Source organism: Macrococcoides goetzii, from assembly GCF_002742385.2.
Taxonomy (GTDB): domain Bacteria; phylum Bacillota; class Bacilli; order Staphylococcales; family Staphylococcaceae; genus Macrococcoides; species Macrococcoides goetzii.
The window spans coordinates 74,311-88,452 of sequence record NZ_MJBI02000005.1 but is presented as its reverse complement, the minus strand read 5'-3'; the positions used below and the strand labels follow the sequence as shown (position 1 = coordinate 88,452).

The 14,142-nt window shown below is 34.3% G+C and carries 12 protein-coding genes and 1 pseudogene; 9 read left to right on the top strand and 4 right to left on the bottom strand.

All coding sequences use genetic code 11. The features are described 5' to 3' along the window. Nucleotides 1–103: 103 nt before the first annotated feature. Both BFS35_RS10690 and BFS35_RS10685 read right to left on the bottom strand, forming a co-directional pair. Nucleotides 104–1,864 (bottom strand): SdrD B-like domain-containing protein, encoded by a 1,761-nt coding sequence (locus tag BFS35_RS10690; protein ID WP_099581538.1) that lies wholly within the window; start codon nucleotides 1,862–1,864, stop codon nucleotides 104–106. 385 nt (nucleotides 1,865–2,249) lie between these two features. Next, nucleotides 2,250–3,372: pseudogene (locus tag BFS35_RS10685) on the bottom strand (IS4 family transposase); the annotation flags it as partial. 379 nt (nucleotides 3,373–3,751) lie between these two features. On the opposite strand from BFS35_RS10685, the gene BFS35_RS10680 reads away from it, so the two are divergent. From BFS35_RS10680 to nhaC, 5 genes are all read left to right on the top strand, one after another. Further along, nucleotides 3,752–5,362: an LPXTG cell wall anchor domain-containing protein gene (locus tag BFS35_RS10680; protein WP_117946020.1), complete on the top strand. Its 1,611-nt coding sequence runs from the start codon at nucleotides 3,752–3,754 to the stop codon at nucleotides 5,360–5,362. 137 nt (nucleotides 5,363–5,499) lie between these two features. Then, nucleotides 5,500–5,682, top strand: coding sequence for a hypothetical protein (locus BFS35_RS10675; RefSeq protein WP_099581536.1), 183 nt, complete (start codon nucleotides 5,500–5,502; stop codon nucleotides 5,680–5,682). Then, nucleotides 5,666–6,016 (top strand): trypsin-like serine protease, encoded by a 351-nt coding sequence (locus tag BFS35_RS10670; protein WP_099581533.1) that lies wholly within the window; start codon nucleotides 5,666–5,668, stop codon nucleotides 6,014–6,016. Before BFS35_RS10675 ends, BFS35_RS10670 begins: the two co-directional genes overlap by 17 nt. A 21-nt stretch (nucleotides 6,017–6,037) precedes the next feature. After that, nucleotides 6,038–6,325: a hypothetical protein gene (locus BFS35_RS10665; RefSeq protein ID WP_099581531.1), complete on the top strand. Its 288-nt coding sequence runs from the start codon at nucleotides 6,038–6,040 to the stop codon at nucleotides 6,323–6,325. 161 nt (nucleotides 6,326–6,486) lie between these two features. Further along, the gene (gene nhaC, locus BFS35_RS10660; protein ID WP_099581529.1) at nucleotides 6,487–7,929 is read left to right on the top strand and encodes a Na+/H+ antiporter NhaC; all 1,443 of its coding nucleotides are present in this window, start codon (nucleotides 6,487–6,489) and stop codon (nucleotides 7,927–7,929) included. Nucleotides 7,930–7,975: 46 nt separating this feature from the next. Here nhaC and BFS35_RS10655 read toward each other — a convergent pair whose 3' ends face one another. Further along, complete coding sequence (locus tag BFS35_RS10655; RefSeq protein ID WP_158554305.1) at nucleotides 7,976–8,410, bottom strand: MarR family winged helix-turn-helix transcriptional regulator; 435 nt, start codon at nucleotides 8,408–8,410, stop codon at nucleotides 7,976–7,978. Between the two features lie 633 nt (nucleotides 8,411–9,043). Between BFS35_RS10655 and BFS35_RS10650 the strand changes: the two genes are divergently transcribed. From BFS35_RS10650 to BFS35_RS10640, 3 genes are read left to right on the top strand one after another with little or no spacing between them, the layout of a single operon-like run. Continuing rightward, the gene (locus tag BFS35_RS10650; RefSeq protein ID WP_099581525.1) at nucleotides 9,044–9,688 is read left to right on the top strand and encodes a GNAT family N-acetyltransferase; all 645 of its coding nucleotides are present in this window, start codon (nucleotides 9,044–9,046) and stop codon (nucleotides 9,686–9,688) included. A 53-nt stretch (nucleotides 9,689–9,741) separates the two neighbouring features. Further along, nucleotides 9,742–10,692, top strand: coding sequence for an LCP family glycopolymer transferase (locus tag BFS35_RS10645; protein ID WP_099581523.1), 951 nt, complete (start codon nucleotides 9,742–9,744; stop codon nucleotides 10,690–10,692). Nucleotides 10,693–10,735: 43 nt separating this feature from the next. Next, the gene (locus BFS35_RS10640) at nucleotides 10,736–11,263 is read left to right on the top strand and encodes a universal stress protein (RefSeq protein ID WP_240628430.1); all 528 of its coding nucleotides are present in this window, start codon (nucleotides 10,736–10,738) and stop codon (nucleotides 11,261–11,263) included. An 83-nt stretch (nucleotides 11,264–11,346) separates the two neighbouring features. Here BFS35_RS10640 and BFS35_RS10635 read toward each other — a convergent pair whose 3' ends face one another. Beyond that, nucleotides 11,347–12,396 (bottom strand): 2,3-butanediol dehydrogenase, encoded by a 1,050-nt coding sequence (locus BFS35_RS10635; protein ID WP_099581519.1) that lies wholly within the window; start codon nucleotides 12,394–12,396, stop codon nucleotides 11,347–11,349. Nucleotides 12,397–12,836: 440 nt separating this feature from the next. Between BFS35_RS10635 and BFS35_RS10630 the strand changes: the two genes are divergently transcribed. Continuing rightward, complete coding sequence (locus BFS35_RS10630; protein WP_099581517.1) at nucleotides 12,837–14,111, top strand: MFS transporter; 1,275 nt, start codon at nucleotides 12,837–12,839, stop codon at nucleotides 14,109–14,111. Nucleotides 14,112–14,142: the final 31 nt, after the last annotated feature.

Below are 14,142 nucleotides of genomic sequence, written 5' to 3'. Positions count from 1 at the left end.
ATAATTTATAAGTGAATATATAAGAAATTAAGAACGCCACTTTAAAGTGACGTTCTTATTTTTGTGTACATATTAAATATGGCAAATAGATAATTATATATTATTATTCTCTAATTTTTAATTCTCTTGCACAAATTGTATCAGGATATTCAACAATTGTTCCGTCAGGCGATTCTAATCGCACTATACCTTCAGTTCTAGGCTCTGTTCTTAATTCGTAAATATCAACCCAGACAAATCCAGTTTCATCTACAGTATTAGTAAATACTTTACCATCTAATAAATAAGATAAGATTGATCCGGGAACTAAATTATCTGCTAATAAACCAGCTAAGTAATCATTGTTGTATGATAAAGTACAGTTAATAGGTGGTGTATAGAAACCTTTGTCTGCAGTAAGAACATCACTGTCAGTAATTGTTACATAAATATCGTCTGGATTACTTGGTCTTGTACCGTTTGGTGTTTCAAACATTACAGTGTAATCTCCAGGCGCAATATCATTAAAGATATAATTGCCGTTTGCATCTGTTGTTGTTGTAGCAATTAAATTATAGTTTACATCATATAAATATACTACTACATTTGTAAATGGCGCTTCTTCTGGATCTTGAACATTATCATTGTCATCATCGTACCATGTATAATCTCCAATTGAATATAATCCAGGTGTTTCCGTCGTTGGCGCTTCCGTCGTTGTCACTTCCGTTGAAGGCGTTTCTTCCGTCGTTGGTATACAATCTGCAGATGTTAAACCAGTATAATAATATCCTTGATCTATATTTAAATTATTGTCTTTTAAGTTCACGATGATATCAATTGGTCCACCTGAGTCGTTAATATCATGTAAATCTGCTTCAATATTTGCAATTAGAGGACTCCAAGTAAGTGGATTATGGAAATTTAAAATATAAGTTCCGTTTTCTAACCCTTCAAACTTATAGTTACCTTGGGTGTCAGTAACTGTACGACCAACTTCATTCCCGCTGTAATCTCTTAAACTAACTTCTAAACCTGCAACAGGTTTTTCATTTGCATCGAACATATTATTCCAATTTTCATCCCACCAAACATGGTCTCCAATAGATAGATTTGAAGCATCTATTGAAGTTACCGAAGTAGTCTGAGAAGTAGTACTGTCATTAATAGAATAACGTTCTCTCATACCTGTTCGTAACGAATGTAATCCACCATCTGTTATACATGGATCAGGTATACTTGGTTTCGGTATTTCAGTAGTAGGCATTTTAGTCATGCTACCACCACCAGGAATCTCAGTCGTCGGCGTTTCCGTCGTGTTGCTAACCGGTGGAATAACGATAGATGGTATTTCCGTCGTATTGTTAACCGGTGGGATAACGATAGATGGAGCTTCTGTCGTATTGTTAACCGGTGGAATAGCAACAGATGGAATCTCAGTTGTGTTAGTAATAGTAGGTGTTTGAATTGATGTCGATTCTGAAGATGGTTGTTCGCTTGTTGTTGTACTAACGTGGTTATCTGGTGTTTTTGTAGTTGTTTCTGCTGATTTGTCTGACGTTGTATCTTTAACTTTTACTACTTTAAATGGAGATGTATTTTCATTGTGATCATACGCAATAATCTTCACTTTCTTACTATCTTTAAACGTATCATTCACTTTAATTTTGAAAGTTCCGTCAGGTTTTACTTTTCCTTTAACGTTATTTCCGTCTTTATCCATAATTAAGATTGTTGCATTTGGTTCAGCAAATCCTTTAATATATCTATCTTTATCTTTAATAGGTGTAACGATTGGTGCGTTTGGTGCAGTAATGTCACCATCTTGTGGTATATTCGCTGTGCCTGATGCTTCTACATCCTTAGATTCAAGGGAGGAGAACATTAGTCCACCTAATAAAATTGCAGTACACTGTAAGAATAATTTTTTTTTCTCAAATGAACTCCTCGTTTCTTTTAGTAAATAATATCATTTCTTATATTTAGTAGAAATGAAAATACCCATATTTAAAAGTTTGATGAAATTTTATATCATTTATAAATGATATGTGTAATTTGTAATTGAGTCAATACTAAATAAAAGATTTTAAAAAGATATTAATAATCACTAGTGTTGCACACATAAAGTTAGAATTTTCTGAAATAATTTTTTCTTCGAAAATTCAAAATCTGAAAACACCTAAACACAGGTAGTAATCATCCATTTTTTGACTATTATATTTCCAGTGGAAAAGCAACAGATTATTAATATTCCAGGGTTTATTATCGCGGATTCTTCGAATCCAGAAATGGTCTCTTTTCCATAATGAAGCTTTAAGTAATCTAATGATTTGAAGTATACTCTTTTTAATATTCGTTCTTAATTTAACAAGAACATTCAAGCAATATACAATCATTGCTACATATATTTGATTAGCAACTGCAGTTTCAGAATGACCATAGAATGTTTTGACATTTATATGTTGTTTAATCCATTTGAGAAATAATTCAATTGACCAACGAGATTTATATATTTCGCCAATCTCCTCAGGAGATAAATCAAATCTATTAGTGATTAAAACTAATTCCTTATCTGACGAATCTTTGAGTAGTATTCGTCTAAAGTAGTTCTCACTTCTATTTAATGTAGTTCCAATGACAATCATCTAATCAGAAATTATTTGATTTTCGTTGGTTTCAAATGTTTCAATCACTCTATGTACTGCATTTTTGCGAAGACGTGATACAAAAAAGAATCCTTTGTCAGTCATTTCATCAAATCTTTGATAATTAATGTAACCACGAACAAAAACATACAAACACTCTTTGTCATCACCAAATAGTTCTAAGTGATTTTGATCATTCTCACATGCATTTGTTATATAGAAGTTATCAGGATAACTGTCACAATCAGGCATATGAACAAGTCTCATATGCAATTTAACCCCAGATTTTGTTTTACGAAATTTTGCCCAGCGATCATTTCTAAGATTAAGTGGCAATGTACTTGAATCAATTACCTTGAGTGGTGTTGTTATCTTTCTTTTTTGATTAAAGTTATTCATGTGTTGAATTTGATTAAGTAACTGCATGAAAATATATTGAAAAAGTTCAGTTGGAACTTCATTTAATTTTCTACTTAGTTGTGAATAACTTATTGATGAAAAACCTAAGGTTTTTTGTAGGTCTTCTGAAAAGACACTATCACTCATAGCTCTTAGACTTTCACATTCAATTAACTGAGAGAACAATAACAGCTTTATAAAAGATGATGTGTCTAGCTTTTTTGTACAGTGATCTAATTTTAAAATTTTAAATTTTCGATTTTAAAATTTCTATTTATTTTGAAACATTTTAAAAATTAATGGGAGATATCCATTGTTCAAATGATGATTTTCTAGTAAAATTATACATAGTTGGTTCCTTTATTATTGGACTTGGATGAGTATTACTATCTCCAACCATTATAAAGGAATTTTTTTATTGAGAAAATCAATTTTTTGAAAATTCAATTCAAAACCGAAGGTGCAAATATTTTTATGCAATGCTAGTGATTAATTATTACTAAAATAATTATTACTAAAATAATTATTACTAAAATAAATATTACTAAAATAATTTTATTGTTAATATATATAATATACTATATATTATATATAGTATATATTATATATAGTATAAAAGGATGATTGTTGAAATTTATAATTTTAATGAAAAAACAAGAATGATAATTTAAATGATAAATAAAAAATTAGGTTGAAAATTAATTTCAGTAAATAAAAAGGTGGCTAATATGGTAAATTTTAAAAAGCTTAGGATAATCGCTACGTATGTGACAGTTTCTTCGTCCTTGATTTTATTTACAAATCAAAATGTTGTTTCAGCAACTGATATCAATGCTAGTTCTGCAAATTATTTAAATGTTAATAATATAAATACTCAGGTAGAACAGGTATATATTGATGGCAAAATAATAAATGATGATGCACTTTTTACGAGCTATGCTAATAATAATAAGGCAGATATGACTTTTTCTATAGATAAATTTGATGTTGGAAGTATTGACCCTGTGAAATATTTATCAGGTACAGCAGCACCTGGTACAGATTTTGTGGTTAAATTGCAATATGACAATATAGGAGAAGATTTTGACTTTGTGAATGTTACAACTGATGCAAATGGTTTTTGGGGTTTCAATATTGTTAGAGATGATTTTAAATTAGCTTATTTTCTAGGAGAAGAAAAAACTGGGAATATCGGTTTTGTTACAGTTCTTAATCATATAACAGAATTAGCTCCTCCTAAAGTTATTATAAATCCTTATAAATTAAATGATCCATTTATTACAGGAGTTGTTTCTAATAATGAGTTTACTGATTTCTTACAACCGGAATTATATGGGACTTATTTGGATGTAATGGTTAATTATAGTAATTTTATTGAAAGAAATATATTTCCCTCTGCCTATTTAACAGCAATTATTAATGAAGATTTAACTTGGTACATTGATGTATCTACATTGCCTTTCCCGTTGTTACCGGGTGATGTCATTGTTGCTTCAGCGATGAATGCAAATTATGGAGCTGGTAATAACAATAGTTATTACACTGTTATTCCAACCTTCCCAGAAAACCCAACAACAGAGGCACCAACAACAGAAGCACCGACGACAGAAACACCAACGACAGAAACACCAACAACAGAAACACCAACAACAGAAGCACCGACGACAGAAACACCAACAACAGAAGCACCGACGACAGAAGCACCGACGACAGAAGCACCAACGACAGAAGCACCAACGACGGAAACACCGTCAACGGAATTACCAACGACAGAAACGCCGATAACAGAAACACCAACGACAGAGACGCCGACAACAGAAACACCAACAACTGAGGCGCCGACAACAGAAACACCGATAACAGAGGCACCGACAACAGAAACACCAACAACAGAAGCACCGTCAACAGAAGTACCGACAACAGAAGCACCGACAACAGAGGCACCGACAACAGAAACACCGACAACAGAAGCACCGACAACAGAGGCACCGACAACAGAAATACCATCAACAGAAGCACCAACAACAGAAACACCGACAACAGAAGCACCAACAACAGAATTACCAACGACAGAAATGCTGACAACGGAAATACCGACAACAGAAGCGTCTGCAATAGTTACTTCTAGTTCGGAACAATCGACACCGATGAAACCTGCAGTTCCGAATAAACAAAGTGAACCAAATGCTCCAGTCAATAATATTAAGGGAACACCATCTGAAACAAGTCTTCCGGATACAGGTGAAACTGCTCTTAATACAGGACTGATTAGCTTGATCTTTGCAGCAGTTGGAGGATTAGTTTTAATTTCAGCACGACGTAAAGAAGAAATGAAATAATAGTATATATAATTAGCACACCCTTTCAATGAGAAATCATATTGGAAGGGTGTTTTTAACTAAAAAAGGTATAATTCTATTCCAAATATAACTGTACTTTGAGATAATAGTTAAAAGGTAATTATTTGGAGGGAATAATGAAATTATATAAAGTATTATCTACTACTATTATATTTGGGGCAATTTTATTAACATCTTACTTGCCAGCGCATGCTGTAGAGTCGAATTATTATTACGATGGTATGAAACCTACTACAAAGGATATCGCCTATCCGATATTAAAGAGTTATCAGTGCTACGTTTATGAAATTCATTCCTAACCGCTATACGAAATACGATGCTATCGGACGCATTTCAAACAAGAATGGCTGGGCGGGTCCTGAGTATGAAAGCACGGGGACTGGTTTTGTTATTGATGATTATACGATCCTTACTAATGCACACGTAATTGATGATAAGGATGGTAAGAGAACGGCTGCTAAGTATTTATCGTTTGAGATGAATCGTAATGAAGCGGACATTCCTCATCAGTTTAAGGTGAAGAAGGTTGTTAATGTACCTTATGCAGATGTTGCTTTAGGTCATACGTATAAGAAACTCACAGATTATGCTAAGCCGATGCTTTTAGCTACGATGCTCAGATCGATAGTCTAAAGCAAGGAAGAGTCTTGTTTAGTGTGGGGTTATCCTTTTGATGGTAAGTATTATGAGAAACGTTATTATAATAGAGCGTTATTTATTATGAGAACATTAAATCAAACTGAATTTGTATTGAAAGATAAATTCAGAGCAGGGGCATCAGGTTCTCCATTATTTGATAGTAAATTAAGAGTGTATGGACTTCGCACATATGGATATGATCTATACGGTGGAGATGATACACGTCTTGGTAAAGTTGAATACAGTGGGGCAGAGTCATTGTATGGCTATACGGGTCGATTTGTAAGAAATCATATGTATTAAATTAAATAAATTATTTATTGAGAGACATATTAGTAGATATGTCTTTTTTTTAAACTTTTAAATAATTTAAGTATTTCGAAAATTAGTGTAGATTTTTAATCTTTATTCCATTAAACTATTAATGTAAACGATTTCAAAGAGGTGGGAGGATATTAAAGGGTATGGATAATAAATTAAAACAAAAGAAGGAAATAAATGTTTGGTGGGCACTCGTACCGCTTGTCTTCATGATTGCGAGTATGTTATTTACAGTTGTTGTGTTAGAGCAAGCGCCACATATTCCATTGATGATCGGTACGGCGATTGCAGCGATTGTAGCACATCAACATGGATTTACGTGGGATGAAATTGAAGAGATGATGTACAAAGGGATTAAACTTGCGTTACCTGCCATTGTCATTATTATCCTGGTTGGATTAGTTATCGGTGCCTGGATTGGTGGAGGCGTCGTTGCTACGATGATTTATTACGGGTTAAAGTTGATTTCTCCAAGTTTATTTTTAGTTACGATTTGTTTAATCTGTGGCATTGTAGCATTAGCCATCGGTTCAAGCTGGTCAACAATGGCAACGGTTGGTGTGGCTGGTATGGGGATTGGACTAAGTATGGATATTCCTGCTGGTATGATTGCAGGTGCTGTTATTTCAGGTAGTTATTTCGGGGATAAGATGAGTCCTTTAAGCGATACAACAAACTTGGCATCAGGTCTTACTGGAACAGATTTATTTGTTCATATTAAACATATGTTCTTTACGACGATTCCAGGTATCATCATTGCGTTAATTGCATACTTCTTTATTGGTCGTCAGTTCGCTGGTGGTCATATGGATACGAAGAAAATCGATACTTTATTAAACGCGATGGAGAATCAGTTCGTTATTTCTCCTTGGTTATTGTTGATTCCGGCAATTGTAATAGTACTTGTAGCATTGAAAGTTCCTGCAGTTCCAGCGCTTGTTGTGGGAATTATTCTAGGAGCAGGTGCACAGCAACTTATTCAAGGGGATAACATGAAGACTGTTATGGATACACTTCAAACAGGTTATAAGATGGAATCTAAGAATGAATTAGTCACTGAATTATTCAATAAGGGTGGTCTTGAATCGATGTTCTTTACCATCTCGATGACAATTGTAGCGATGACGTTCGGTGGTATTTTAGAGTTTAGTGGTATGTTAAATGCGATTATTTCTAAGATTTTATTAGTAGCAAAATCTACAGGCAGCTTAATTGCTGCGACGATTGTGAGTTGTTTTGCTACAAATGCAACGTGTTCAGAACAATATATCAGTATCGTTGTACCGAGTCGTATGTATTTACGCGCATATATTGATAAGAACTTACATCCGAAGAATTTATCTCGTTGTTTAGAGGACAGTGGTACGTTATCAAGTGTGTTTATACCATGGAATACGTGTGGTGTATTCATCGCGGGAACACTTGGTGTAGGTGTTGCTGAATACGCGCCATATGCAATTTTAAATTTCATTGTGCCTATTATTTCAATTATCTATGGCTACACTGGCTTTAAGATTATAAAGATGACGAAAGAAGAAAGAGCACATTTCGAGAAACAGAATTTACAACCAGCTGAACTCGCTTAACATAAAAAAAATGCGTTTGAGATTGTTAACTCAAACGCGTTTTTTATTAATTGTTTATTTCGAAATCTGTATGGAAGTTCTCTCTATAACGATCAATTAATAACTGTAAAGTACGAACATCATTTTCAGTAAACTTTGCTGATGCCTTATTTAACTGATTGTCGTATTTATTCAATATATCTTCGACTAATGCTTGTCCTTCATCTGTCAGTTTCGTTGCTACTTTTCTTTCATCGTCTTTACGACGTTCTTTCGCAACAAGTCCCATAGCACGTAGTTTCTTTGTCTTTGTACTTGCAGAATCCATCTTATATGAAATATCTTTCTGTAACTCAGCAATCGTACTTTCTTTATCTAAGTAAAGTTTGTGTAGGATTAAGAATTCCGTATAAGAAATACCATATGCTTTATTTAAAGATTCATTGAGGTTTGCTTCTATCAAGCTGACTGTTTTAAATAAAGATTGTTCTAATTCGATCATAAAATTCGCCCATTTCTTTTGATAATTTTGCGGTTGGTGTAAAACATACATTAAACCGTGTGTTAACTGAAATGTTAATAAAATTTAGTTTCTCTAAACTTCATTATTTACACGTAAGATATTTCATGACATCAACTTAGATAGTATATCATAAAAATAAATGAAAGACACCTATTAAATGTTAATTTTAAGTAAATAAATGATATTTTGTTCGTGTTTTGTACTATTTTATTATTAATAAGGTGATTTATTTAACTGAAAAGTTCAAATTAAGTGATAATATAAAGAAAACCGATTATTTTTCTCGGTTATTTAAAAGTGTAATTTATTAGCTATTACTATTCTTGAATAATAATAGGTCGAAATGTATATACATTGTTTTTCTTGTTTTGAAACTTAATTACATGGATATAATATATTTTTTGTCTATATAATAAAATATACTAATAATATGCATAAGTTTTGTTAGAAAATTAATCATTCAATAACATTTTTAATAATAAGTTTACATTTTATTATTGGATAGATTATTATTGCTGATTTATTTTGATTACTTTAAGTATTATAAAAGATGATATTTTATAATATGAATAGTACAACTTAAAAAGATATTCTTGAAAGGAAAATAATAAAATGGCTGAGATAAATATTAGAAAAGCGGAATTGAGAGATATCGTTGCTATTGAACACATTCAGCAACACGCATTAGCTGTCCTTGTTAATCCTGAAGCGTTAGATCCTGTGCCGATAGATGAACTTAAAGAAGAGATAAAAGCAGGTTTAATGGCTGTTGCTGAAATAGATGGTGAGGTTGGTGCTTTCAGAACGATGCATATCCCGACGGATGACTACTTAGGACCGTATGCTGGTATTGATGATGCTGAAGCTGCTGGATTAATCTATTCTGATATTACGATTGTGGATCCGGACTACAGAGGATTATCTTTGCAGCGTAAGCTTGGAGAATGGTTATTTAATGAGGTTGAGATAAATTATAAACGCATTATGGCGACGGTTCATCCTGATAATACACCAAGCTTAAAAGATAAGTTTCATTTAGGGATGCACATTATAGCGATGGATAGACTTTATGGTGGTAAATTGAGATTTATCTTTATGAAAGATTTAACGCAAAAGTATGATGTGCTGGATGTCGTTGAAGTCGAACGTGAAGAACTTGAACAGATTCAGGTATTACTTGACCAAGGATATCGTGGAGTAGGGCTCGACGCTAATAAACTTCAGTTAGGGAAATTTGATACTACAACTTATGTATGATAGCGTAATTGAAATTTTGCGTGTATTATTAGTGTAATGTGAGGTGTATATTAATGAAGAGAAGTGAAAAAAGAGGCGGCGGCTGTCTGAAATGGATTGTGCTGCTCTGTTTAATAATACTAATTGGTATTGGCTGGTATATATCTAATGCTTATTTTAAAGTGCAGGAGACAGCTAATAATATTCAGCATAAAATAGAAGGTCGCGATAAATCTGATTTACGTGATAAAGCTGTAAGTATTCAGGATAAAGATGCGATCAGTGTTGCGTTATTCGGAGTTGATGCAAATGCAGAACGCTTATCCGCAGGGGATAAAGGGCGTAGTGATTCGATTATATTACTAAGTATCAATCCGAAGAAGAACAATACAGTGATGGTAAGTATTCCGCGTGATACATATAGTGAGATGGTCGGTAACAATACGCAGGAGAAGATTGCCCACGCTTATGCCTATGGTGGTGCAAAGATGGCAGTTCAGTCGGTTGAAAAGTTAATGAACGTACCGATCGATTATTATGCGACAGTGAATATGGACGGCATGCATAAGTTGATTGGAGAAGTTGGCGGTATTGACATTAAGAGTAATGCGACATTTAGTGCGAATGGCTATGATTTTGTGAAAGGGCAGACTGTACATTTAGATGGCGATAAAGCATTGGCATTTATCCGTGCACGTAAAGATGAGGGTGCTGGTGGTGACTTTGGTCGTCAGGAACGTCAGCAAATTGTCATTCAAGGTTTAGCGAATAAAATCGTGAATGTTCAATCGGTGACGAAACTGGATGCTATCCTGAAAAATATTGACGGTAATGTTGTTACGGACATGTCTTTTGATGATTTGAAAGGTTTAGGGTTATCCTATCGCGGTGCACTAGACAACGTTAAGAAATATCAGTTAACGGGTGAAGGTACGATCATGGCGGACGGATTATGGTATTTCCTGCCGAACGAAGATCAGAAATTAGAAGTTCGCAATTTATATGTAGAGAATTTAGATTTTTAGCTCTAAAAGAATGAAGCGTTTTCATTTTGGTGATATACTAAAGATGAAGATAAGAGAGGGGCTGTTACAAATGATGTATCAACATATCTTGATTCCGGTAGATGGTTCAAAAGTGAGTGAGTATGCATTCCAAAAAGGTGTCGACATCGCGAAAAGAAATAATGCAGCTATTACATTAGTACATGTCGTAGATATTAGAACATATGCGAATGTTGAAAGTGAACGCGGCTCATTGCATGAGAATGCTGATAAGTACACTGAGAAGATGCTGAATGGTTATAAAGCAATTGCTTTAGAACAAGGCGTGAAATCAGTGGATACAAAGATTGGTCACGGAGCAGCACGTCAGGTTATTACTAAAGAGATAGCTCCGAAAGCAAATTGCGATTTAATTATTTGTGGCTCTAACGGTATTAATGCATTAGAACGTTTTGTAATGGGTAGTGTTTCAGAAGCGATTGTACGTTACGCGAAATGTGATGTATTGGTTGTGCGTAGTGAGCAAGTACCGGAAGACTTTAAACTTGAAGCATTTACGGAAGAGTTTAGAAGAGAATATAGTAATAATTAAAGTTATAAAATAAAACGGAGATAAGCATGATGCTTATCTCCGTTTTATTTTATTGTTATTTTGTAAAGCTGAAGTATAGTTAATTATCCTTCACCGTTTAATTTAACTAAAATCTTCACTTGGTTTTTGTCGTTCGTTAATGTTTCGAAACCTTCAGTTACGATATCATCTAATTCGATTTCTTTTGTAATCGTATTTTCAGTATCCACTTGTCCGCTGCCTAATAAGTCGATTGTTTGTTGGTAGCTTGCTCTAGAGTAAGCAATTGTAGATGTGATTTGAACACCAGTGTTTGTTAATTGTAATGGTGGCCAAGAGATGTCTCCTGCAAATATTGATACGATAACCATTTTACCACGAGGGCGTGTAGCATCGATTGCCTGTTTAAATGTTGGTGCAACACCTGCAACTTCAAATGAACGATCAACACCACCTGGTACAATTTTCTTAATCGCTTCAACTGCATCTACTTCACCTGAATTGATGACGTCAGTAGCACCACATTCTAATGCTTTTTCTAAACGTTCTTTAGATAAGTCTAATACGATAATCTTTCTTGCACCAGCTGCACGTGCTGCAAGTGTCGTATATAATCCGATAGGACCGGCTCCGAAGATTGCAACGGTATCACCGAATTCAATTTCACTTTCTTTTACAGCCTGAACGCCAACTGCTAATGGTTCAATGGTTGCTGCGACACGTAAAGACACTGAGTCTGGTAAGTGATAGACATTAACTTCAGGTACGTTTACTAAATCAGTGAAACCACCGTCTGTGTGTAATCCGATAAAGCTAAAGCCATCATATACATCTAGTTCATCGATACTTTTACCATGTGTAATCGTTGGGTTAACAGATACACGGTCACCAACTTTAAAGTCTTTTACTTCGCTTCCGACTTCAACGATTGTACCAGAGAATTCATGTCCCATGATTAAAGGTGCTTTTCCGTCTGTTAATTCATCTTCTTTATCGACTGGAATAAATACAGGACCTTCCTGATATTCGTGTAAATCTGATCCACAAATACCAGCGTAGCCAACTTTCACACGTACTTCGTTCGGTTTCATATCACGAATTTCTTTTTCTTCTACGCGAATATCTTTAGGACCATACCATACTGCTGCTTTCATTGACAAACACTCCTTAATAAATTTTATTTTTTTAATAGTTATATTATACCAATTCGTGTCGTGTGTTACAAATTATCTGTTTTATTTTTCGGAATATATTTATATAACATATATATGAAATGTTACTTTGATTTTCTAAGTTTTTTTGTATATATGTGAAGCATCAATAGATAGATGAATTAATGAAATAAGAGTCGGTAGAACTGTTATATAATTCTTGTATATAACAGTGTAACAACTTTGTGAAATTAATAACTTTTATATTTATGATAAGTTCAAGAATGGCTGTTCTTATCGTGCTGAAGCAGTTGAAAAAATATATATTATTTTTTCACAAGGGTATTGTAAACGGTTTTATCCTATGGTATTTTTGAGTAGTCAAAAAATATAGTCATCGGATGACTGAGTGAGTCGAAAACGATTATGGGGGAGAATATATTATGAATGAAAGAAAGTCTAATGTGCGTTGGATGTTCGCATTGATGTTCTTTGTTATCGGGGTTATTGCCTATATGGATAGAGCGAATATCTCATATATTGCGGGACCAATGATGGAAGACTTAAACATGTCGAAAGCACAATTTGGGATGCTTGGGTCAATATTTGCTGCAGGTTATGCTTTAATGCAGGTTCCAGCAGGTATTATGGCTGAGAAATTTGGACCTAAAAAGTTATTAACATTTGCATTAGTTTGGTGGAGTGCATTTACGATTCTAACAGGTGTTGTTAAACATCACGGTTTACTATATGCAATGCGTTTCTTATTCGGTATTGGTGAAGGACCTATGTATCCTTCAAACGCTGTATTCAATACATACTGGTTCGCGAAATCAGAAAAAGGGCGTGCTTCAAGCGCGTTACTTGCTGGTAGTTACTTCGGCCCAGTTATCGCTCCATTCGTAACCATTGCCATTTACCAAGCATTTGGTTGGCAAGCTGTATTCTATATCTTTGGTGCAATCGGCTTTGTTATTGCAGCTTTATGGCTTGTTATTGCTAAAGATTTACCTGAACAACATAAGATGGTCAATGAAGCAGAAAAGCTTTATATCATGGAGAACCGTGATGCTGTAGGTGGAGCAACTAAGGATACTGCACCATGGGGTCGTTTCTTCAAACGTTTCAGTTTCTTTGCGATTGCAGGTCAATATTTCGTAGTGCAGTTTGTAATCACATTATTCTTAATCTGGTTACCAACTTACCTGCAAGAAGAATATCACGTTATTTTAAATGATATGAAATTCTTAGCGGCAGCACCGTGGTTAATGATGTTCGTATTAATCATGGCGGGTGGATCAATTTCAGATGCGATTGTTGCGCGCGGTCATTCTAAATTTAAAGCACGTTCAAGTATCGCAATCTTTGGATTTATCGTATTTGCAATTTCGTTATTCTTATCCGTTCAAACGAATGATATGACGATGAACATTATCTACTTATCACTATGTCTAGGTGGTGTAGGTCTATCGATGGGGATGAGCTGGGCTTCAGCAGCTGATCTTGGACGTAACTTCTCAGGTACTGTTTCAGGCTGGATGAACTTATGGGGTAATATCGGTGCTTTCTTAAGTCCATTCTTAGGTGGAGTATTAGTGCAGAAGTTTGGTTGGGATACAACGTTCTATTTAATGTTGATTCCGGCAGCACTTGCAATTATCCTTTGGTTCTTTGTAAAACCAGATGAGCCATTATTAGAAGAACATAGACAAGCATAATTTTTAAGACACTCATTATTGGGTGTCTTTT

Bases quoted from the DNA above. Each gene is read 5' to 3' on its own strand.
- BFS35_RS10690 (WP_099581538.1), bottom strand. From the start codon at position 1,864: ATGTTCTCCTCCCTTGAATCTAAGGATGTAGAAGCATCAGGCACAGCG.
- nhaC (WP_099581529.1), top strand. From the start codon at position 6,487: ATGGATAATAAATTAAAACAAAAGAAGGAAATAAATGTTTGGTGGGCA.
- BFS35_RS10680 (WP_117946020.1), top strand. From the start codon at position 3,752: ATGGTAAATTTTAAAAAGCTTAGGATAATCGCTACGTATGTGACAGTT.
- BFS35_RS10630 (WP_099581517.1), top strand. From the start codon at position 12,837: ATGAATGAAAGAAAGTCTAATGTGCGTTGGATGTTCGCATTGATGTTC.
- BFS35_RS10650 (WP_099581525.1), top strand. From the start codon at position 9,044: ATGGCTGAGATAAATATTAGAAAAGCGGAATTGAGAGATATCGTTGCT.
- BFS35_RS10655 (WP_158554305.1), bottom strand. From the start codon at position 8,410: ATGATCGAATTAGAACAATCTTTATTTAAAACAGTCAGCTTGATAGAA.
- BFS35_RS10675 (WP_099581536.1), top strand. From the start codon at position 5,500: ATGAAATTATATAAAGTATTATCTACTACTATTATATTTGGGGCAATT.
- BFS35_RS10640 (WP_240628430.1), top strand. From the start codon at position 10,736: ATGAAGATAAGAGAGGGGCTGTTACAAATGATGTATCAACATATCTTG.
- BFS35_RS10645 (WP_099581523.1), top strand. From the start codon at position 9,742: ATGAAGAGAAGTGAAAAAAGAGGCGGCGGCTGTCTGAAATGGATTGTG.
- BFS35_RS10635 (WP_099581519.1), bottom strand. From the start codon at position 12,396: ATGAAAGCAGCAGTATGGTATGGTCCTAAAGATATTCGCGTAGAAGAA.
- BFS35_RS10670 (WP_099581533.1), top strand. From the start codon at position 5,666: ATGAAATTCATTCCTAACCGCTATACGAAATACGATGCTATCGGACGC.